Below are 19,706 nucleotides of genomic sequence, written 5' to 3' on the forward strand. Positions count from 1 at the left end.
ATCGCCGTCATGTTCAAGTGCCTTGTCCCCCTGAAAAACAACCTGCGTGATCGTGCGACCCAACGCTTGATCGGTCTGCTGCTGGTGCTCGGCCCAAGCCTGGCTTTAGCCGAGCTCCCCACCATGGAAGCCCCCTCGCGCGGCGAAGGCTCCGGGTTGATCGAGACGATCAAAAACTACGCCTACGACGGCGGTATCCTGCTCGGCCTGCTGATCGCCCTGCTCGCGTTTCTCGGCGTGGCCTGGCATTCCCTGACCGTCTATGCCGACGTGCAGAACCAGCGCAAGACCTGGAAGGACTTGGGTGCGGTGGTCGGTATCGGTGCTCTGTTGGTGGTGATCATCATCTGGTTCCTGACCAAGGCTGCCGCGATTCTGTGAGGTCGGCATGAACGACAAAATCGAACATCTTGCCGACGGTACCTTGGTCTTTCTGCCAGAGCGACTCAATCGTGATCCCGCCGTATTGCGCGGTTTAACCAATGATGAGATGTGGGTAGCGCTCGGCACCGGCGCCGTCATTGGCCTGCTGCTGGGCGTTCCTCTGGCGATCGCCACCGCCTCCATTGCCGTGGCGCCGACCAGCATGATCGCAAGCATGGCGGTGGTGTTATTTGCCGGTGGCACACTACTGCGTCGGGCCAAACGGGCTCGCCCCGAGACCTGGTTGTACCGCAAGCTCGAATGGATACTCGCCAGCCGTTGGCGCCTGGGGCGCGGAAGTTTGATTCTCCACTCCGGCGCCTGGACGGTTCGCCGTTCGCGTCGACTGCGCCCTGCCCTGTCCCGGTGGCAGCCATGAGCCGATTTCGGAACAAGGTAGATGCCCAACAGGCCCACATCTTCAGCCTGCGTCTGGCGGTAGTGATTCTGGCCCTGGTCTGTGCCGGACTTTGGTATGGCTGGCGCTCGGCACCGACCGATCTGACGGTGCATGTCCCCCCGGATCTGCGCTCGGGCAGCACTCGTAAGTGGTGGGATGTCCCCCCAGAGAATGTCTATGCCTTTGCCCTGTACATCTTTGGCCAACTCAACCGCTGGCCTTCGGATGGCGAGCAGGATTATCGCCGCGCCATCTATGGCTTGCAGTCCTACCTGACACCCGTCTGCAAGGCCTTCCTCGACGGTGATTATGAGTACCGTAAGGCCGCCGGCGAGCTGCGCCAGCGGGTGCGTGGCGTCTACGAAATTCTGGGCCGAGGCTACAGCGAAGATCCGGAACTCAGGGTCAAGCAACTCGACCGCGACAGCTGGCTGGTCAAGCTCGATCTCAATGCCGACGAATATTACGCCGCCGAACCGGTGAAACGGGTGGTGGTGCGGTATCCATTGCGCGTGGTGCGTTTTGATCTGGACCCCGAACGCAATAAGTGGGGGCTGGCACTGGATTGTTATCAGGGCACTCCGCAAAAAATCTCCCTGCCTGGAGTTGCACCATGAAGCGGATTTCTACCCTGGGACTCACCGTCGCACTGATGCTATGGGGAGCTGCAGCGCAGGCCGTCGAGCTGATGCACTGGGAACGCCTCCCCCTCGCGGTCCCCCTGGTGATCAATCAGGAACGAGTGGTCTTTATCAATGAGGATGTTCGAGTCGGCGTGCCCTCAACCCTGACAGGCAAACTGCGTGTGCAATCAACTGGCGGCACGCTGTACCTGCGCGCGTCAGAAGCCATTGCACCGACCCGACTGCAACTGCAATCGGTCACGACGGGCGAGATTATCCTGCTGGATATCGCGGCCACTCCCGGCGATCAACCGCTGGAGCCCGTACGTATTCTCAAGAATGCTCAGGGGCAAGCTACCGAGGCTGAATCTAGCGCCGTCCCTGTTCCAGAACGCACACCGATCCCGGTCGCTTTGACGCGCTACGCCGCGCAAAGCCTGTACGCGCCGCTGCGCACCGTGGAGTCCCTGCCCGGTGTACGCCGCGTCCCGCTCAAGCTGCGCACCGAAATGCCAACCCTGCTGCCGACCGAAAACGTGTCCAGCACACCCATCGCCGTCTGGCGACTCGGTGATTACTGGGTGACGGCGGTGAAATTGCGCAATCGTGGTTCAAAGACGGTGCAACTCGATCCACGTCGACTTCAGGCCAAGCTGTTCGCTGCGGCCTTCCAGCATGCTTTCCTCGGGCTTGTCGGCAGCGCTGAAGACACCACGATCGCCTACCTTGTCACCCGCGGTGCCGGCCTCGAGCAAGCTGTGCAGCTCCCGCCCGTTGCGCGAGGTGCTGACGATGAAAGCTAACGCCTTGCTCAAATGGCTGGTACCGGCTGCGCTACTGGCCGTGGTGGTGATCATCCTGAAAACCTGGGTCGCGGGTAGTAACACTTCCTCTCCAGAGCACCCAGTTGATCAGGGCAATATTCAGTTATCCGCCGAGCAAGCCAAGTCGCTCGGCATTGCTGGCGATACCCCACGCGACACGGTCGCCACCCTGGTCGGCCAGGTGAAGGCCATGCGCAGTGACATGCTTGGCCTGAAGAAACACAACGAGTCGCTGCAGACGGAGAACAATCGCCTGCGCGATCGGGAAAACAGTGTCGACTCACGTATCCAAACCGCCCTTGGTAGCGTGACCCAGCAGGTCGACGAAGGCCGACGCCAAGCCAACGAGGCCCGGCTCAAAGCAGAACAAGACAGTCGTCAGGCTCGCGGTCTGCTGACGCAATTGCAGGACCAGCTGTCGGGGCTGACCGGCAAAGGCAAGGACATGCCGATCGGATTGGGGCTTGAGCCGGGCGACGGCGCTCAGTTCGAGGGAGGCCATTCTGCCGGTGACACAATGCAGTGGATTGAACCCTCGGATGCTCCGTCCACCGACGCCCGAGGCAAAACCAAGACCGCATCCACACTAAATCTGCCTACCGCTTTCGACTCACTGGAAGGCTTGAAAGATAACGCGATTGATCGCAGCCAGAAACAGCTGCGTGCCGTCACCCAGGGTGAGCGTGACCTGACGCGATCCGTTGATCGTACCGAAGGCGCGAAGCCGGTCTACACGATTCCCGAAAACGCGACATTGATGGGCTCGGTCGCCATGACCGCGCTAATCGGCCGAGTCCCGGTGGACGGCACAGTGAATGATCCCTACCCCTTCAAGGTGCTGGTCGGTCCGGAGAACCTGACCGCCAACGGCATCGACCTGCCGGACATCGCGGGGGCCGTGATGAGCGGCACGGCGTCCGGTGACTGGACCCTGTCCTGCGTACGCGGACAGGTCGAGTCAATTACCTTTGTGTTTACCGATGGCACCATCCGCACGGTGCCTCAGCCGAAGGCGATAGCCAGCCGCACTGCCTCCACCACCCAGAGCTCGAACACCGACAAGATCCGTGGCGGGCTCGGTTACCTGTCCGATCCGTATGGCATTCCTTGCATCGCTGGCGAGCGCCGCTCGAACGCCCAGCAATACCTCGGCAGCCAGAGCCTGATCACTGCCGCCGGTGCCGGTGTCGCAGCGCTGCTCGGGGATGAGCGGAACAACAGCAGTGTGATCAGTTCGGGCGGCAGTACGCTCGGAGTCACCAGCAGCAGTGGCAATAGCGCACTGAATTCAATTCTCAGTGGTGGGGTCAGCGACATCCGCGAGTGGGTGAACAAACTGTATGGCGAAGCCTTTGCTGCCGTGTACGTACCACCTGCAGCACAGGTCGCACTGCACCTCGACCATGAGATCACCATCGACTACGAGCCCAAGGGCCGGAGCGTTCGCCATGAAAAAGACCATGCTTCTCTGCCTGACCTGGATTAGCTTGCTCTGCTGGGTCCTGACGGGGTGTTCCACCGACAAGGAAACGCTTCTTCCCCATGGCGAGCAAACCATGCTGGACATCTGGAACGGTGCCGGTTCGCAAGGCCTTCAGCAGCAACTGCTGGATGCTCGGCAGCAGTTACGCCGCCCGTTGGCCCAGGCAGATTTCTCTGCCTCTCTCCAAGAGCCGTACACGCGCACAGCGGCGAACGAGATCCGCAACCTGTTCCCTCGCCTGCCCAATCCCGATCTGGTGCTGTACGTGTATCCGCACTTGAGTGGTACCGAGCAGGCACCGGTCCCCGGTTACTCGACCGTCTTTCCGTTCTACCAACGGGTGCAGTACGCATTGCCGGGTGAACGTCAGGAAGACTTGTAGTGCGTACCGGCGATTCGGGCAAGCGCACTCCTGCGTGGAAAGCCTGGCGCAACCCATTGCGCCCTCGCGCCACCTTGGCCGATGAAGCCGCGCTCTATGCGCACAACCCAAGCTTCACCGATCACCTGCCGTGGGTCGAATACCTCGACACCGAGCAGTGTTTTCTGCTCGATGACAATCGCTCGGTGGGTGCGGTGTTCGAGTTGCTGCCCATCGGCACTGAAGGGCGCGAACCCGATTGGTTGATGGTGGCCCGCGATGCCCTTGAGGATGCCCTGCAGGATAGCTTTGACGAGCTGGATCAAGCGCCTTGGGTGGCGCAGTTTTTCTGCCAGGACGACAACGACTTCACCCCCTACCTGACCCGGCTCACCGATTATATTCAGGACAGAGCACGAGGCACGCTCTTCACCGAGGCGTATTTGGAACTGAGCCGCCGTCATCTGAAGGCCATCGCCAAGCCCGGCGGTCTGTTTGAGGATAAGGTGGTGACGCGCCTGCCCTGGCGTGGCAATACCCGACGGGTGCGCCTGGTGGTCTATCGCTGGTTTGAGTCTGACGCTGAAGAGACGGGACTCACCCCGGTGCAATCCCTGCGACAGGCTTGCGAACGTATCCGTGCTTCGTTGCAGTCATGCGGGGTGCAAACGACACGAGTCGATGGCCGAGGTTTGTATGCCTGGTTAGTGCCCTGGTTCAATCCGGCGCCGAGGATCACCAATGAAGCACCCGAGGAGTTCTACCACCGCGTGGCCTACCCGGAGTCGGGCGACGATGAGTCGCTGGAACTGCCCTTCGATCATGACTTTGCCGAGCGGCTGTTCTTCAATGAGCCGCGTTCGGATGTCCAACGCGGACTCTGGTACTTCGATGGTCAGCCCCACCGCGTCATGGTCGTGGACAAACTGCGGCGGGCACCGTCAATTGGTCAACTCACCGGCGAAACCCGCAAGGGCGACGCGGTGAATGCGCTGTTCGACCAGTTACCCGAAGGTACGGTGATGAGTCTGACCCTGGTGGTCAAACCCCAGGATGTACTTGAGGATCAGTTGAACCGCCTGGCCCGCAAAGCCATCGGTGAAAACCTGGCCTCGACTCAGACTCGTCAGGATGTTGAAGAAGCTCGCGCGATCATCGGTCGCCAGCACAAGCTGTACCGCGGAACCCTGGCGTTCTATGTACGTGGTCATGATGAACAGCAACTACACCAGCGCTCGGTCAGCCTGGCGAACGCACTACTGGGTGCGGGCCTGCAGCCGGTACGCGAAGGCGATGAAGTCGCCGCCTGCAACAGCTACCTGCGTTGGTTGCCAATGGCGTACAACCCGGCCCGCGACACACGCAGCTGGTACACCCGCCTGATGTTCGCCCAGCACCTGGCGAATCTGGTTCCGGTGTGGGGCCGCAGCACGGGCACCGGCCACCCGGGCATCACCCTGTTCAATCGTGGCGGCTCGCCGTTGAGTTTTGATCCGTTGTCACGTCTGGACCGAGCCATGAACGGTCATCTGCTGTTGTTCGGTCCCACCGGTGCCGGCAAGTCGGCCACCCTGGTCACCCTGCTGATGCAGGTCATGGCGGTATACCGCCCTCGCCTGTTTATCGTCGAGGCCGGTAATTCATTCGGCTTACAGGGCGACTACTTCGCGACACAGGGCCTGTCAGTCAACAAGGTCCAATTGAAACCTGGCGCCTCGGTCAGTCTCGCCCCGTTCGCCGATGCCTGGCGCCTGGTCGAGCAGCCGGATCAGGTCGCGAGTCTGTCGATCGATGAGCTGGACGATGAGGCGGTAGCCAGTCGCGAAGACCAGCGCGATGTTCTCGGCGAATTGGAAATCACCGTTCGCCTGATGATCACCGGCGGCGAGGCCAAGGAAGAGGCGCGCCTGAGTCGAGCCGATCGCAGCCTGATTCGCGAGTGCATTCTCGATGCGGCGCAGACCTGTGTCGCCACCGGCCGCCAGGTGCTGACCCGCGACGTGCGCGACGCCTTGCTGCGTGTTGCCGCCGACCCGCACCTGCCAGAGAAACGTCGCGAGCGTGCCCAGGAAATGGGCGAGTCCATCGACCTGTTCTGCCAGGGCTTCGAGGGTCAACTGTTCAATCGCGAGGGCACGCCTTGGCCCGAGAGCGATGTGACCATCGTCGACCTGGCCACCTATGCTCGTGAAGGTTACGAAGCCCAGATGTCCATCAGCTACATCAGCCTGATGAACACCGTGAACAATCTCGCCGAGCGCGATCAGTACCTTGGCCGACCGATCATCATGGTCACCGACGAGGGCCATATCATCACCAAAAACCCGCTGCTGGCGCCCTTCGTGGTCAAGGGGACGAAGATGTTGCGCAAGCTCGGCGCTTGGTTCTGGTTGGCGACGCAAAACCTTGCCGACTTCCCCACGGCCGCGCAGACCATGCTCAACATGATCGAATGGTGGATTTGTTTGAACATGCCGCCGGCGGAAATTGAAGAGATCGCTCGCTTCAAGAAGCTCACACCGGCGCAAAAAGCCTTGTTGCTCTCCGCCAGCAAGGATCCGGGGAAATACACCGAGGGGGTCGTGCTGTCGAAAAAGCTCGAAACGCTGTTTCGAGCCGTGCCGCCCAGCCTTTACCTCGCACTGGCCATGACGGAGCCTGAGGAAAAAGCCGAACGCTGGACCTTAATGCAGGAATACCAGTGCTCAGAGCTAGAGGCTGCTTTTCGTGTAGCTGCGCGCATTGACCGGGCCCGTGGAATCGGGGCATTGATACCCGATTTGAAGCCCAAATAGCGTTACATTAGCAAAGGGCGGGAGAACGGTTTTGTGCTGGATATGCCCAAACTATCTGAGTAGATTACTCATCAACACTCAGCCAGCGGAAGGAGTCACACATGAATAAAAACGATCTGATCGAGGCCATAGCGAGCTCCGCCGACCTCCCGAAGTCCACTGCCGGGCGCGCACTGGAAGCCCTCACAACCATCATATCCACGGCGTTGCAAAGCGGTGAAAACGTCACGCTGGTGGGTTTTGGCACCTTCGCGGTAAAAGCGCGTGCAGCGCGCGACGGCCGCAACCCTCAAACTGGGGCCACCATCAAGATCGCAGCGGCTAAGACGCCCAGCTTCAAGGCCGGTAAGTCGCTGAAAGACGCGGTTAACTAGACGCTGGTGGCAATTACCCAATACCAACTCTGCGAGAGTACTGGTATGGGGCTTCAGCAGCCTCAACGCTTGATGAACGCCGGGGGCCGTTCAAGCCATATGTATGAACCCGTCTTAAACGTCGTTTTTCTCAGCTTTGACTTGGGCTGGGTGACACATTGCTTAACCGCTGCTGAATCCTCAACAGGAATCCGGCTTCAAACGCATCCTGGCAGTCACCGACAGGAAAGGTCTTGCGGGTTTGCGCGAGCTCCCACCACAACGGAATCTCGCCGGGCGTATCAAGCCAAGCCTGAGCGCATTGCACGCCACGTTCGATCATCGGGGCAAATTCGCTGCCCCAAGGCGTCAGAAGACTTGGGCTACCATCCGCCGCCGGAATTGAAATGTAGTTTTCGTTCATATACACCCTAGACTTGTGATTTATTGTTAGACCTTCGGCACAGCTTCGAGAGGCTTAACGACTCCAAATGAACGCTCGATAACAGGCATGAGCATCAAATGGCCTAGATCAATGCCAATGTAGACTATATCCCGTGGATTGAGAGTCCCTCAAGGCGCAATTTGCGCGCATGACTCAAGACTACGAACACCTTCGTCTGCAGCTGGCGGAAAATATCCGCTTGATGCGACGCGTGAAAAACCTTACCCAAGAGCAGCTCGCGCTCATGGCCGAGGTGGATCGCACCTACGTCAGTCAAATCGAAAGATGCACGGGCAATCCGTCGTTGTTGGTCCTGTGCAAGCTGGCCAATATTCTCGAAACAACCACAGATCAGCTACTTGCAGAACCCGATACTCTGCGCAGCGCCCTTCACGTCAAATAATAGTCTCACAACTCACAAATCCGATAGATCCGCCTTCATAATTTCCACTGACAGTCTTCAATCCGTAACCGAACCTGCCCAGGCCAAACACCGAGAGTCTGGATCATGCCTGTTGCCTGCTCGTCAATCCCGCCCACAAAGCTACGGCCTTTGGCGCTATGCATCCTGCTAGCGTGCGGCCCAAGCATGGCGCTGGACACTGGCAGCATCACGTCCTCCGTGCTTTCGCCAAACTGTCTCGAATACAGGGTCGTCGGCATTTGTTTCTGGCTCCTCTGCACGCCCTTCGGCTGCAAGGTCAAAACCTCGACCAAGGTTCGTCATTTCATTCCTGAACTGGTGGTCTCGAGCTACGCCACCACCGGCAACAATCCCTGGGCCGAGATGGCCACCCTCTCTTTCCCCATCAGCGGTGCGGAAGGTGGCGGCAACCTGATCACACTGAACACCCGCCGCGACAACCTGCCCCGCTTCAAGAACGTCGACGGTATCGGCCACCCCGGTGGCTGGGCCGCAACGCAACTGGCCTCTCAATCCGGCTATGCCTGCGCCAGCGGTGCAACTGCGTTCATGCCCTACTACCTGAGCACCCTGGACTCACTGGCCTGGCGCCATGGCATACCGGAAAGTCTTTACCCCGAGTCGCTCATGCCGGGGATCCGTGAAATTGGTCGTCAGGCTTCGGGAAATATGTGGGGCAACGTCTATCCCCGGCAGGGCTTTCTAGTACAGCCCGACGACTTCAAGGCGGCCGCGGTCATGGCGCAACGGGCCGGTGATGTGATTACCCGCAATTGGCAGCCGCATGTCTATGTACCACTGACGCCCGCCAAACGCGACGGCTACTGGCCGCCTGGCCCGATCGTTGAAAACGACGCGTCGACCCACAAATGGCAATTGCTCTTCCCTCAGGTTCAGCCCACATGCGCCATCTTCCCCAGCGATCCGGTACAGAGCGCGGATGGCGGCTACGCCTGGTCGCTGTGGCGTCCCTATAGCTGCTGCAAACGTGAGGGGCAGACCTTTCTGTTCAGTATCGACTTCGAAGGCGGTGCATCATGATTCGGCTTTGCGCGCGATCATGGTTGGGCATGATGAGTCTGTTGCTCTGTGGACTGCTCGCCGTGGCCACTCATGCTCATGCCGTCGAGGGCGATTACCGCCTAGGTACTCAAGGCGAAGTACTCGACGACCGAGTGATGTACACCATTGGTGGCGGCTCGGCAGTCGGCTCACCGAGTTCGTTCTACCGACCCAGTGGTCTCGGTGTCGGCGGCTCCTGGCGAGCGAACATGATGTGCGGAAACATGAGCCTCACCAACACCCTGCAAAACCAGCTGAACGGCGTCACCGAAGGTTTCCAGCAGATCATGGGCAGCATCGTGCAGAACGCGACCCAAGCGGTGATGTCGCTGCCGGCGTTGATCATCCAGCGCGCCAACCCCGGTCTCTATGAGTTGCTCAGTAACGGGGTGATGCAGGGGCGTATCGACTTTGACCGCTCCAAGCTGACCTGCCAGGCCATGGCCGAAAAGATGGCGGACAAGGTCGGTCAAGCCGGTTGGGGCGCGCTGGCCAAGAACCAAGAAATGCAGGGCAATCTGGAGCAAACCGGCGGTGATGCGGTGGCGGCGGTGAAAAACACCGAGGCCCGTAACGGCAATAATGGGGTGTCCTGGGTCGGCGGCTCAAAGGCCGGAGGTAGTGGGCAGACACCCATCCGGGTGACTGCCGACGTGGTGCGCGCGGGCTATAACCTGCTGCATAACCGGTCGGTGGATGACAGTGCCTCGATCAGTAGCAGCGATTGCCAGGGTGGGGCTATTTGCCAGACATGGACCTCGCCCCAAGAGGAATCCGAATGGGCCGTTCGCGTGTTGGGCGAGAGCGAAGTCTCGACCTGCGACACCTGCGAAACCCTGCGTGCGACCGCTGGCAGCGGATTGACGCCGCTGATCCAGGAGGCCTACAGCGAACACCTCAAAGCACTGCAAGGGTTACTGTCTGGCTCTCTGCCGCTTACCCCTGACAACCTGACTAAAGCCTCCAGCCCGATGCTGCCGGTAACCCGTGGTGTGGTTGAAGCCCTGCGCGACGATCCCGACCAGGATCTGCTGGCGCGACGCCTAGCCAGCGAGACGGCCCTGTCCAGCGTACTCGACAAGGCACTGCTGCTACTGCGTACGCTACTGGCGGGCAGTCACGAACCGAACATCGCCTCCGCCGAACCGGCCCAGAACGCCTTGACGAAAAACATAGACACTCTGGAGCGCGAAATTCGCCTGCTGCAAACCGAGCTGCAGATACGGCAGATGCTGGCCACCAACACCGCCAGCCTAGTGCTCGATCGGCATGCCGGTGGTGCCGACGCATCGCGCACCGTCGAGCAGGGTGATCCTGAACCGGGCCGACTCAATGATGCTGACGCCAGGCGCAAGTGAGCCATGAAACGCTCACCGCTATTCACTTTTCTTTCAGGTCTGGGGATTGCCGCGGTGATGATCCTGGCCGCCGCACTGGTCGCCTGGATCGGCCGCACTGCGCTGGGTAGTTTCGAGGCCTGGCAGCAGGCATTCGAATCCGTACGGCCGTATCTGCGGTGGTGGCGCGCCTTGCTCTACAGCGCCCTGTTTGCGCTCTGGTGGGATCTGCTTCGGCGCTACCAACATCGGCCACAGGATCGACTGCGTGTGAAGCGCATCGGAGCATTAGGACTTGTGCTCTTTACTTGCCTCGAACTCACCCGACTGTGAGGTCATCACCATGCTCCTGAGCACCAACAGCTACCTGGAGTTTTACCTCTCCCTGCTGGCCTGGATCATCAACAACGGCCTCTGGAGCGTCCTGTCCGACACCGGGCTATTCGCCGCGCCCTTTGGTGCAATCATCTTGCAGGAATGGTTGTCGGCCCGTCAGCAAGGCGCGGATGAAGGCAACAAGGGACTGCTCTCGGTGCCGCGGATCGAGAACCGGTTGTGGCTGGCCTACATTGTCGTGTTGTTCGGTTGCGCGCCAGTGTTTCCGTTGAGCCTCTCGTCAATGACGTTCGATGATGCGGCGAGTCAGCGCTGCGGCGTGAGTGTGGCCCAACCGACGGAAACCGCCTGGGGGGCGACCTTCAATACGATCGGCGAACGCTCCGCCAACGTACCGATCTGGTGGTTTCTGGTGCATGCCTTAAGCAAAGGTGTGACCGCGGCGGCCACCGCCTCCATCCCTTGCGCAGCGGATATCCGGCAAATGCGCATGGAGATCGACAGTTCGCGCATCGACAGCCAGGTACTGCTGCAGGAAGTCGCCGACTTCACCCGCGACTGCTATGGCTATTCCCGTTCTCGGTTGTTCACCAACCGTCCGCAGTTGGACAAGGTACAAAGTCACGACGCGTCCTGGATCGGCTCAAGCTATTTTCTCGACACGCCCGGCTACTACGATACGGATCGTTCACGCACACCGCGAGTCAGCTGGCCGTATGACGAAAGCCGCGATGTTTCCTTACCTCGGCTGGAGAATGGCGCGGGCTACCCCACCTGCAAGCAGTGGTGGAGTGATAGCGGTGTTGGCTTGCGCGAGCGCTTGATCCAGCAGGTCGATCCCTCGCTGCTGACTCAGCTGAAAGGTTGGTTGACTGGTCGTTCGAGCAACGAGATCGAGGATGCCACCCTGCGTGAGCTGGTCAGCCCGCGCCAGCAATCGATGTCCATGTCGCCCGGACAGGTGTACCAGGACTACGGCTCCAGCGCTCGTGGCGGTTCGATCAATCAGGGGCTCAATAGCCTCGCCACCAATACCGGGTTGGCCCTCGGTTCCTTCAGCAACTTCCCGGCGATGAATGCGCTACGTGCAGCGCTGCCGATGGTGCAGGCCTTCCTGATCATGGGCGTCATCATCAGCTTGCCGTTGATCCTGCTGGTCAGTACCTACCAGCTGAAGACCGTCATGACGGTGACGTTCGCGCTGTTCACGCTGCACATGCTGAGTTTCTGGTGGGAACTGGCCCGCTGGGTCGACTCCAGCATGCTCGATACCTTGTACAACCAAGTTTCGGCTTCCAATCAAGTGCTGTTGTCGCTGCCCACATCCGGGTTTATGGATGGAACCGTCACGGCGCAGGTGATCGAGTATGTGATGGGGGCAATGTTCGTCGTGCTTCCAATGTTGTTTTTGGCTGCGATGAGCTGGGCAGGATATAGCGTTGGCTCAATTGCCGACGGCATGCTTAGCAAAGGAGCAGCTCAAGCGCAAGATGCTGGTGCAAGGGGCGCTGGAGCTCTGATGTCTGCTGGAAAGGCCTTAAGGAAGGGGTGAATATCTCGACTACAGGTCTTTTAAATCAGGCTGACCGGGTGCGCGGCCATACTCATACTCACCATATGGGTCGCCATATGCCTTGTACCGGAGAGCATCCTTAGGTTTGATAGGAGTTCCATTGGCGATGGCCCAACACAAGACAATAAGGATCATCACCGACACTGTGAACCATAAGCTGACTAGAAGGAGTCCGGCAGCAACTGCCAACTTGATGACTAGAAAACTCCCGCGAATAAGTGTTTTACCTGCGGGCATACCTGCCATCACCGCTCGCTCAGCCACGCGGGCCTCAAACGTTTTCAACCTACGATAACCACGCTTTACCGACATGCCACAGGCGTACGCCCAGCGGTGGGCACGTGAATTCTGAACAGGTTGCTGAGTCGGCATGGTCTCGCCCTCTTTTGAGCGTTTTCATGATTGGATCTGCCATACTAGCCTACTACCGAAAACTGACCGGAGTTGACCGTTTATCAGCTTGCCCTGCCGAGAGCCATTTCATTGGATAAAGAAATCAAACCTCTTTGCTGAAGTAGTGAACTGCATAACCTCTCAGATAAATACCTCGGCACAGACTGTGGCCAGTTATGATAAAAAGGGTATTAGTCAGAAAAATACATGAATGCATCAACAATACTATAGGAGTTACAACTCATCAGTGAGTACGGAGGTCTTCGTGATCGCGCATCAGTATTTCAGCTCTGCGATTACTAGTTTCAAAGTCTTCCTGGTGCATTGGCAGTGGCTTAGATAATCCATATCCAATGCTTGATACTGAGCTGCTCGCCACGCCTCGCTGTACGAAATAGTCTCTCACCGCTGCAGCGCGTAACTGAGAGATACGTTGGGCCACATCCGCAATCGACTCTCCGTCGGCGTTAGCCTCCACGGCATCAATTTCATCTGACGAAGAGTGCCCCTCAATCAAGATATCGTTCCCAGGGTTTTCCTTGTACCACTTGATAGCATCCTCAAGTCCGACGAATGCTGATGCGTTCGTTGCAACTTTCCCGTGTTGAAAGTAGATGATCCATTTCGGTGACTTGGGTTTGATGACGCCTAGGTCTTCTCGTTTACACCCGCCTAGCTGTACCTGAATGTACTTCATCAACTGAAAACTGCTTGGTTCACATTGGGTAACCACTCTGTAGGCTACCGCTGTGAATAAAATCACAATGACCAAAGCTGATGCCCACACAACGGGGCTATGACTTATAGATCTGGATTTTCTCGGCATCGTCGCTCCCTGATGTGATCGCACTCATGTTGGCGTAGGTTAGCAGGCTTGCGTAAAGGGGGAGGTCCACAATTGCCGTTACGGGCCAGCGCAACCCTGGCCCTATGCTAGAGACCGTTCCCAGGCACAACTCCGGAACAACATATCGCGAATTACTAGATTCCTCGATCGCTTATGGCGAAGCTGCTTCGGTCGAGTTCCTTGCATGCGATGTGACATCCCTCCAGAGGGTCACCAGCCATCTCGCTGAAAGCCTCATTGAGAATATTCGATTGGGGTGAGTGCGCCCCTCCAATGCTTCGTTGGCACCTGCCACAGAGCGACACCTTTCAAATGTCTGCTCCTGAAGAAGTTGAAAGCGATTACACACTTGACCATTTATCAGTTCATCGAGCAGAAAAGTTCGCTCTGGAAGTAAATAGACAACCCTCGTGGAATGGCGCCTCTGAAGTGGTTGATCCGTATATATCACTAGGTTAAATACGCAGTACGGATCGCTGTTATCGACAGCACCTTCCCAGGTAGCCAGAGCCTTCAAGACTACGTCACTTCGGTGATGGTTCTCCCCAAGTGCGATCAGCGTTCGGTAGCTCGCACGGTGACCGTTTTTACGGTGATGAACGCCTACTGCTCTCGTGAGCGCCGTTCTAGCTCTGCTCGTGAGGTAAGCCCTCTTGATTTTCTTCAACCCACTGCGGGGAAATCTTTCCCCGCACGGGACAGGTTTCTTCGCGTTTTCAACGGAGACATACCATGCCCGACTCACTTACACCGGAAACACTGAACACCCTTCGGCTGCCCATCGTGTTCACTCCTGGCGCGTGGCAACGCGCAGTACTGCTCGAGCGCTCAGGTCATCCTGAGAAGCTGCAGGTCGATCGGCTGAGCCACGTATTGCGCGCAGCCTTCGAAGCCCACCTGACCTATCCACACGAGCCCTATGTGCTGTTCGAGGTAGTCCACATCGCGTCAACGGGTCATCCACGCCAAAACCCGTTGCTGCAACTGAGCCTAAGCCTGCTCCTTGAGCCAGGCCAGCCTAACGCCTTACTGATAGCGCTTGCAGGAGAACATCAACGCTAAACACATACGGTCGTACTCGGCACCCCCGATCCACACTCAGACGGCATGCAAGTCCTGCATCAATCCAACCCACCGGGGAACCCTCCCCGACGGGCAAGGCGTTCCTCTGTTTTCTCTCGAGGAAAATGCCATGCGCGATATCTACCAAGACGTGACTGACAAGATCGTTACTGCGTTAAACCAAGGCGTTACACCCTGGATCAAACCCTGGTCCTCAAGTGGCTCAGCTGACGTCGGTCATCACCCCTACCCCATCAACGCCATCACGCATCGTCCCTATTCGGGGATCAATGTACCGTTGCTCTGGGCCGAGGCCCGATTGCAGGGGTTCACTCAAGATCGTTGGCTGACCTTCAACCAAGCCAAAAAAGCCGGCGGGCACATCCGTAAAGGTGAACACAGCACCCTGGCGGTGCTCTACAAGCCGATGGAGCGTGAGGAACAGACCGCGTCAGGCCAATCCGTACTCGATGAAAACGGTCAGCCCAAGGTCGCTCACTTCGGCATCCTCAGGACACATTTTCTGTTCAACATCGAGCAAACGGAGGGGCTCGAAACGTTCAACGAAACCCTGCTCGAGACGGAACAGAGTTATCCCTTCCCGGCCAACAGTGCTGCGGAAAACCTGCTGTTAAGTTCGGGGGCACACATCGTTCATCGATCTGCCGACGAAGCCTTTTACCACCCGATCAGGGATCTCATCCAACTGCCGACAAAAGCGCAATTTCACAATGAAGGTGGGTACTACGCTACCGCACTGCACGAGCTGACGCACTGGACCGGGCATCACGCTCGGTTGCAGCGCGAAGGCATGACGTCATCCTGTCCGTTCGGCTCGCCAGGCTACGCGTTTGAGGAGTTGATCGCCGAAATGGGCGCAGCGTTTTTATGTGCCTACACCGGTATACAGGGAGAGCTGCGGCACGAGGGCTACATCGACTCCTGGCTCAGCCTGCTCAAGGCTGACAAGCGCGCAATCTTTCGTGCCAGTGGCCACGCCCGAAGCGCCTCGGAGTATGTGCTCCACCTGTAGCAGCAACTGAAGCAAGCGGTCTTGGATGACTCACTATGCATGAACGACGGAGCTTAATTGTTACCTCACCACTGCAAGCGTTTCACAGGGCCCAACGCGAGTTGAGCCCTTTTTTCTGCGCTTTGAAAAAAGCCCCGCACTGCGGGACTCTGACGCGAAGAACAACAGATGGGGCAGCCCCGCAGCATGTCATTCCGTATCCAGGTTCTGCGCCAAAAAATCCACCAGCTCGAGCGGACTCCGACTGTCGATCACCTTGTAGATCAGATCGCGCTTGCTGCGTGGCAACTTCTTCACCACGCTCTTCGCCGAGGCCCTGACAGCTTCGTCTGTCCCATGGATACGTGCCGCGAGCAGCAGCACGAGCGTGGCGTCAGTGAGGTTCATGGCAAGTTCCAAAAAAGATGCACCGCAGTGTACCGACTCTTTTCTTTTTCGTACCAGCCCCCAACAAAACGAAGCCTAGCAGTATCGATATTCCGATTGCCGTACAAAGGGACACAAGCCAAAAGGTCGGGTAAGGGTTGGAAGGGAATGGTTGTTTAAGGGTAAGAGCTCTATCCGAAAAGGCTAAAAGGTCACTGACTCAACCACGTCCCGGAGGTCGCGATGCTCAGTCTGTTTCGCCACAAAAAGCAGAAGCCCCCACCGCCACCAACCGTAAGCGTTGACGAAGGTTACCTGCCCATCGCGTCGGCCCACAGCTTGTTAGCCGCGGAGCACCGCCGCCAGTTGCTCGATCGCATCTGGCAGTACACTGCCCTCTCCCACGCCCAATTCACCCAGTTCTACTTAAATCCGATCCATCGCTACGCCGAACAGGTCCAGCAACTCCCGGCCAGCGAGACGCACCACCATGCGTATCTCGGCGGCATGCTCGACCATGGCCTGGAGCTGGTCGCTTGCAGTTTGAAACTGCGTCAGTCGTATCTGCTGCCCACCGGCGCCGCGCCCGAAGACCAAGCCGCCCAGGCCGATGCCTGGTCGGCTGGCATCGCCTATGGTGCCCTGCTGCATGACATCGGCAAGATCGCCGTGGACCTGCTGGTCGAACGCCAGGATGGCCGTGTTTGGCATCCTTGGCACGGTTCCCTGGATCAGCCCTACCGTTTCCGCTACCTCAAAGGCCGCGACTACCACCTGCACGGAGCCGCCACAGGCTTGCTCTACACCCAAATTCTCGATCGACCTATCTTGGACTGGCTCAGTGGATTTCCGTTGCTGTGGGCCTGTCTGCTATATGTCCTGGCGGGCCAGTACGAACGTGCCGGCGTGCTCGGTGAGTTGGTCATTCAAGCCGACCGCGTCTCCACAGCACAAAACATCGGAGGCAACCCAAACAAGGCGCTACAAGCGCCGATTCATTCGTTGCAACACCATTTGATCAGCGGACTGCGTCATCTGGTTCAACACGAGCTGAAACTCAACCAGCCGGGTGCCGCGGGATGGTTGACCCAGGACGCACTTTGGCTGGTCAGCAAGACCGTCACCGACAAGCTGCGAGCCTATCTACTGTCGCAAGCGATTGAGGGCATTCCCTCCTCCAACATCGCGGTGTTCGACGAGCTGCAATCGCATGGGCTGGTCGAGTCGACCCCGGAAGGCAAAGCCATCTGGAACGCGCTCGTTGCGCAGGGGAACTGGCAGCAGAGCTTCACCTTTCTGCGCCTTCAACCGGTGTTGATCTGGGGAAACGAAGACCGGCCCGTCGCTTTCAGCGGAACGGTGAGCGCGGCAGGCGATGACCACCCGACTGACGTTCCGGTACCACCACCTGCGCCCGAGACAGTCAGTACAAGATCAACTCAAAGCCCATCGCAGCCCGAGCCACTGGCGATGGAAGATGCCGACTACCTCGGCACGCTGTTGGATATGTTCGAGCTGGAAGAGCCTGAGGTCAGCGACACATCGTCAGCAGGCATCCTCGAAATCTCAAATCCCTCATCGGACAACCCTGGTCAGGCATTCCTGAATTGGCTCAAGGAAGGCATCCTGAGCCACAAGTTGATCATCAACGAGAGCAAGGCCAAAATCCACACAGTGAGCGGTACTGTGTTTCTGGTCACACCTGGCCTCTTTCAACGCTACACGCAGGAGTTTCCCGGTATCTCACAGGGGACCAATCAAGAAATTGAAGAATGGCGCTGGGTGCAGAAGCAGTTCGAAAAACTGAAGATCCACAGGAAGCATGGCAACGGCTTGAACATCTGGAAGTGCAAAGTGCAAGGTCCCAGGAAGAAAACGACCTTGAAGGGGTATTTGATTTCGGAGCCGACATCAATTTTAGAATCGATACCACCAGATAACCCTTTTCTCGCGCTTGATGATGGCTAACGACGCTCATCAGTCCCTGGGTGATCTACCTTTCCCTGCCATGGTCGCTTAACCCCAACTGGGTGCTTCTACCGTGCGTAACATTGCTCGGCTGTATGGTCGGTATTACTGACACGACATTCAAGAAGTACCTCTGACATCCCAGGGCTTTTGCCTCTTGAATCGCTGATTCAAGGGGACGCTCAACTCTGCGCTGTTAGTCTAACCGGGGATCTCGATATACAATCTTTACAATCGACAAAAATGCAATTTTCTTTAACGCTCGCATGCACCGCACTGGAACCACAGACAGGACAACTAAAAACGGATGCAATTGTTGGAGTCTCGACCTTAGAAACAAACGAGAAATACTCATCCACTTTCTTGTACGAACCTCCGTCCTGAGCCCGCAGAACCAGATCGAAGATCACTTTATTAAGCTCGGACCTAGGATCGCCCGTAAGATACCGTTTTGATGCCAGATCCCAAGCCTCGCCCTCTGCCTTCATACCGTATTCCTGCATTCTTCCAGGTATTATGTTTGACGCCTGAGCCTTGCTAATATTGGCATCCAAATAATAGTCATTGGCTCTACGGGCAGCCAAATACGCAAAATAACACACCACAGCCAAACTATGGCTGAGCAGGAGAGTGCCAATAACATCCCTACCCTTCTTTTCAGCGGTGAATGGCAGAGAATAACGATCACATTGATAGCGAATCTGCCGTATGGCCTGCTCAGTCAGGATGCTCGTTGCCACCGTATTCAGCTGATGCGCGTCAAAGTCTACTGGCGGGAGTGAGAGGTCTTTAACAATTCTCCTCTGCACATCCTCTATGGAAGACCTTCGCGCGTCACCAAGCGTGACGTTTATGATCCACCTCACGCCTATGACACTTACCGACTCGACGTTTTTGGAGTCGAACGCTGTAATAGGTGACTCGGGGTCTACAGCTATCATCCGACGCCTATAAAGCAGAACCAGAATTTCATTTTCGAGGCTTTCTGACGGAGCAAACCAAACGTCTCTCCTGCGTTCAGCGACAGATTTGACGATTGAGAGATTAAGGTCCGCTTGCGCATTCACCAATGCCAAGAGATAGACTTTCTCTTGAATATCCAACTGCTCATACGGAATAGCATCGCCAACACGGGACTGCCAGTATTGACAAATTTTTTCACGAAGAGATCTTTCTCTTTCCGCTAGCTCTTGTGCTTGAGCTATCACACACGGACCACACGTACAGTGCCTCTGCCTGCCTCGAGAACGGACCACGTAGTACTTGTGATCGCACTCCTTGCAAAAACCTACTGTATCTCCCGACGCAACATCCCCTTTGCTCTTTCTCCGCTCATACATTTGCAAATCACAACGAGGACAAGAAACACCACTCAATTGCAGCGGCGGAAACACTTTGATCAAGCTGTTTGGAGAGACCTCAATCTTATATTCAGCAACAAGGTCTGAATTTCGCTCACCAGCTACATATCGCCGATACAGCTCCTCAACCTGTTCATCGGAAAGATGAGAAATCTCAGACTGACGTTCCATTTTTACACTCTGTAAGCAAGCTAAAAGCTATGAAGCTTAGCTCATCCAAGCTCAGCGCAAAACCGT

At 57.4% G+C, this 19,706-nt stretch carries 21 protein-coding genes and 1 pseudogene; 17 read left to right on the forward strand and 5 right to left on the reverse strand.

The annotated features are described in order from the left end of the window. Positions 1-9: 9 nt before the first annotated feature. From AB4N82_RS25165 to AB4N82_RS25200, 8 genes are all read left to right on the forward strand, one after another. Entirely contained in the window at positions 10-381 is a 372-nt protein-coding gene (locus tag AB4N82_RS25165; RefSeq protein ID WP_223542740.1) for a TIGR03745 family integrating conjugative element membrane protein, read from the forward strand. 7 nt (positions 382-388) lie between these two features. Further along, positions 389-802 carry a TIGR03750 family conjugal transfer protein gene (locus AB4N82_RS25170; protein ID WP_460103559.1) on the forward strand — a complete coding sequence of 138 codons (414 nt, stop codon included), beginning with the start codon at positions 389-391 and terminating at the stop codon, positions 800-802. After that, entirely contained in the window at positions 799-1,440 is a 642-nt protein-coding gene (locus AB4N82_RS25175; RefSeq protein WP_460103562.1) for a PFL_4703 family integrating conjugative element protein, read from the forward strand. The genes AB4N82_RS25170 and AB4N82_RS25175 overlap by 4 nt, the downstream gene beginning before the upstream one ends. Beyond that, positions 1,437-2,249: a TIGR03749 family integrating conjugative element protein gene (locus AB4N82_RS25180; RefSeq protein ID WP_460103564.1), complete on the forward strand. Its 813-nt coding sequence runs from the start codon at positions 1,437-1,439 to the stop codon at positions 2,247-2,249. Before AB4N82_RS25175 ends, AB4N82_RS25180 begins: the two co-directional genes overlap by 4 nt. Further along, a complete protein-coding gene (locus AB4N82_RS25185; protein WP_460103567.1) occupies positions 2,239-3,756 on the forward strand; it encodes a TIGR03752 family integrating conjugative element protein in 1,518 nt (505 codons plus the stop codon). Before AB4N82_RS25180 ends, AB4N82_RS25185 begins: the two co-directional genes overlap by 11 nt. Next, on the forward strand, positions 3,719-4,135 hold the full coding sequence (locus tag AB4N82_RS25190) for a TIGR03751 family conjugal transfer lipoprotein (protein ID WP_460103570.1): 417 nt from the start codon (positions 3,719-3,721) through the stop codon (positions 4,133-4,135). Before AB4N82_RS25185 ends, AB4N82_RS25190 begins: the two co-directional genes overlap by 38 nt. Continuing rightward, the gene (locus tag AB4N82_RS25195) at positions 4,135-6,909 is read left to right on the forward strand and encodes a conjugative transfer ATPase (RefSeq protein ID WP_460103572.1); all 2,775 of its coding nucleotides are present in this window, start codon (positions 4,135-4,137) and stop codon (positions 6,907-6,909) included. Before AB4N82_RS25190 ends, AB4N82_RS25195 begins: the two co-directional genes overlap by 1 nt. Before the next feature lie 101 nt (positions 6,910-7,010). Beyond that, positions 7,011-7,283, forward strand: coding sequence for an HU family DNA-binding protein (locus AB4N82_RS25200; protein WP_460103575.1), 273 nt, complete (start codon positions 7,011-7,013; stop codon positions 7,281-7,283). 130 nt (positions 7,284-7,413) lie between these two features. Here the strand turns inward: AB4N82_RS25200 and AB4N82_RS25205 are convergent, their stop codons facing one another. Then, positions 7,414-7,686 carry a LasR-specific antiactivator QslA gene (locus AB4N82_RS25205; protein ID WP_460103577.1) on the reverse strand — a complete coding sequence of 91 codons (273 nt, stop codon included), beginning with the start codon at positions 7,684-7,686 and terminating at the stop codon, positions 7,414-7,416. A 169-nt stretch (positions 7,687-7,855) separates the two neighbouring features. Here AB4N82_RS25205 and AB4N82_RS25210 point away from each other — a divergent pair, with 169 nt between their 5' ends. The 5 genes from AB4N82_RS25210 (at position 7,856) to AB4N82_RS25230 (ending at position 12,418) form a co-directional block, all read left to right on the forward strand. Next, on the forward strand, positions 7,856-8,110 hold the full coding sequence (locus AB4N82_RS25210; RefSeq protein ID WP_460103581.1) for a helix-turn-helix domain-containing protein: 255 nt from the start codon (positions 7,856-7,858) through the stop codon (positions 8,108-8,110). 105 nt (positions 8,111-8,215) lie between these two features. Beyond that, entirely contained in the window at positions 8,216-9,172 is a 957-nt protein-coding gene (locus AB4N82_RS25215; RefSeq protein WP_460103584.1) for a TIGR03756 family integrating conjugative element protein, read from the forward strand. Beyond that, the gene (locus AB4N82_RS25220) at positions 9,169-10,551 is read left to right on the forward strand and encodes an integrating conjugative element protein (RefSeq protein WP_460103587.1); all 1,383 of its coding nucleotides are present in this window, start codon (positions 9,169-9,171) and stop codon (positions 10,549-10,551) included. The genes AB4N82_RS25215 and AB4N82_RS25220 overlap by 4 nt, the downstream gene beginning before the upstream one ends. A gap of 3 nt (positions 10,552-10,554) precedes the next feature. After that, positions 10,555-10,863, forward strand: coding sequence for a hypothetical protein (locus AB4N82_RS25225; protein WP_460103589.1), 309 nt, complete (start codon positions 10,555-10,557; stop codon positions 10,861-10,863). Positions 10,864-10,873: 10 nt separating this feature from the next. Continuing rightward, positions 10,874-12,418, forward strand: coding sequence for a conjugal transfer protein TraG N-terminal domain-containing protein (locus AB4N82_RS25230; protein ID WP_460103592.1), 1,545 nt, complete (start codon positions 10,874-10,876; stop codon positions 12,416-12,418). Between the two features lie 9 nt (positions 12,419-12,427). Here the strand turns inward: AB4N82_RS25230 and AB4N82_RS25235 are convergent, their stop codons facing one another. Further along, positions 12,428-12,811 (reverse strand): DUF3742 family protein, encoded by a 384-nt coding sequence (locus tag AB4N82_RS25235; RefSeq protein ID WP_460103595.1) that lies wholly within the window; start codon positions 12,809-12,811, stop codon positions 12,428-12,430. 265 nt (positions 12,812-13,076) lie between these two features. Then, positions 13,077-13,529 carry an OmpA family protein gene (locus AB4N82_RS25240; protein ID WP_460103598.1) on the reverse strand — a complete coding sequence of 151 codons (453 nt, stop codon included), beginning with the start codon at positions 13,527-13,529 and terminating at the stop codon, positions 13,077-13,079. 882 nt (positions 13,530-14,411) lie between these two features. Here AB4N82_RS25240 and AB4N82_RS25245 point away from each other — a divergent pair. Together AB4N82_RS25245 and AB4N82_RS25250 are read left to right on the forward strand one after the other, a co-directional pair. Continuing rightward, positions 14,412-14,741, forward strand: coding sequence for a hypothetical protein (locus tag AB4N82_RS25245; protein WP_460103601.1), 330 nt, complete (start codon positions 14,412-14,414; stop codon positions 14,739-14,741). A gap of 130 nt (positions 14,742-14,871) precedes the next feature. Continuing rightward, positions 14,872-15,774 (forward strand): ArdC family protein, encoded by a 903-nt coding sequence (locus tag AB4N82_RS25250; protein ID WP_460103604.1) that lies wholly within the window; start codon positions 14,872-14,874, stop codon positions 15,772-15,774. Between the two features lie 189 nt (positions 15,775-15,963). Here the strand turns inward: AB4N82_RS25250 and AB4N82_RS25255 are convergent, their stop codons facing one another. Beyond that, positions 15,964-16,161: a DUF7740 domain-containing protein gene (locus AB4N82_RS25255; protein WP_032803416.1), complete on the reverse strand. Its 198-nt coding sequence runs from the start codon at positions 16,159-16,161 to the stop codon at positions 15,964-15,966. 222 nt (positions 16,162-16,383) lie between these two features. On the opposite strand from AB4N82_RS25255, the gene mobH reads away from it, so the two are divergent. Further along, positions 16,384-18,108, forward strand: a complete 1,725-nt coding sequence (mobH, locus tag AB4N82_RS25260) for a MobH family relaxase (RefSeq protein ID WP_460103608.1) — start codon at positions 16,384-16,386, stop codon at positions 18,106-18,108. Next, a pseudogene (locus AB4N82_RS25265) lies at positions 18,105-18,245 on the forward strand (DUF4400 domain-containing protein); the annotation flags it as partial. The gene mobH and the pseudogene AB4N82_RS25265, both read left to right, overlap by 4 nt. A 45-nt stretch (positions 18,246-18,290) precedes the next feature. Here the strand turns inward: AB4N82_RS25265 and AB4N82_RS25270 are convergent. Continuing rightward, entirely contained in the window at positions 18,291-19,640 is a 1,350-nt protein-coding gene (locus tag AB4N82_RS25270) for a hypothetical protein (protein WP_460103610.1), read from the reverse strand. Positions 19,641-19,706 lie beyond the last annotated feature (66 nt).

This window comes from Pseudomonas sp. H1_D04 (assembly GCF_054683855.1).

Coding starts and splice junctions, on each gene's coding strand:
- AB4N82_RS25165 (WP_223542740.1), top strand. CDS start 10: ATGTTCAAGTGCCTTGTCCCCCTGAAAAACAACCTGCGTGATCGTGCG.
- AB4N82_RS25170 (WP_460103559.1), top strand. CDS start 389: ATGAACGACAAAATCGAACATCTTGCCGACGGTACCTTGGTCTTTCTG.
- AB4N82_RS25180 (WP_460103564.1), top strand. CDS start 1,437: ATGAAGCGGATTTCTACCCTGGGACTCACCGTCGCACTGATGCTATGG.
- AB4N82_RS25215 (WP_460103584.1), top strand. CDS start 8,216: ATGCCTGTTGCCTGCTCGTCAATCCCGCCCACAAAGCTACGGCCTTTG.
- AB4N82_RS25220 (WP_460103587.1), top strand. CDS start 9,169: ATGATTCGGCTTTGCGCGCGATCATGGTTGGGCATGATGAGTCTGTTG.
- AB4N82_RS25190 (WP_460103570.1), top strand. CDS start 3,719: ATGAAAAAGACCATGCTTCTCTGCCTGACCTGGATTAGCTTGCTCTGC.
- AB4N82_RS25200 (WP_460103575.1), top strand. CDS start 7,011: ATGAATAAAAACGATCTGATCGAGGCCATAGCGAGCTCCGCCGACCTC.
- AB4N82_RS25230 (WP_460103592.1), top strand. CDS start 10,874: ATGCTCCTGAGCACCAACAGCTACCTGGAGTTTTACCTCTCCCTGCTG.
- AB4N82_RS25205 (WP_460103577.1), bottom strand. CDS start 7,686: ATGAACGAAAACTACATTTCAATTCCGGCGGCGGATGGTAGCCCAAGT.
- AB4N82_RS25235 (WP_460103595.1), bottom strand. CDS start 12,811: ATGCCGACTCAGCAACCTGTTCAGAATTCACGTGCCCACCGCTGGGCG.
- AB4N82_RS25245 (WP_460103601.1), top strand. CDS start 14,412: ATGCCCGACTCACTTACACCGGAAACACTGAACACCCTTCGGCTGCCC.
- AB4N82_RS25185 (WP_460103567.1), top strand. CDS start 2,239: ATGAAAGCTAACGCCTTGCTCAAATGGCTGGTACCGGCTGCGCTACTG.
- AB4N82_RS25240 (WP_460103598.1), bottom strand. CDS start 13,529: ATGAAGTACATTCAGGTACAGCTAGGCGGGTGTAAACGAGAAGACCTA.
- AB4N82_RS25175 (WP_460103562.1), top strand. CDS start 799: ATGAGCCGATTTCGGAACAAGGTAGATGCCCAACAGGCCCACATCTTC.
- AB4N82_RS25270 (WP_460103610.1), bottom strand. CDS start 19,640: ATGGAACGTCAGTCTGAGATTTCTCATCTTTCCGATGAACAGGTTGAG.
- AB4N82_RS25210 (WP_460103581.1), top strand. CDS start 7,856: ATGACTCAAGACTACGAACACCTTCGTCTGCAGCTGGCGGAAAATATC.
- AB4N82_RS25250 (WP_460103604.1), top strand. CDS start 14,872: ATGCGCGATATCTACCAAGACGTGACTGACAAGATCGTTACTGCGTTA.
- mobH (WP_460103608.1), top strand. CDS start 16,384: ATGCTCAGTCTGTTTCGCCACAAAAAGCAGAAGCCCCCACCGCCACCA.
- AB4N82_RS25255 (WP_032803416.1), bottom strand. CDS start 16,161: ATGAACCTCACTGACGCCACGCTCGTGCTGCTGCTCGCGGCACGTATC.
- AB4N82_RS25225 (WP_460103589.1), top strand. CDS start 10,555: ATGAAACGCTCACCGCTATTCACTTTTCTTTCAGGTCTGGGGATTGCC.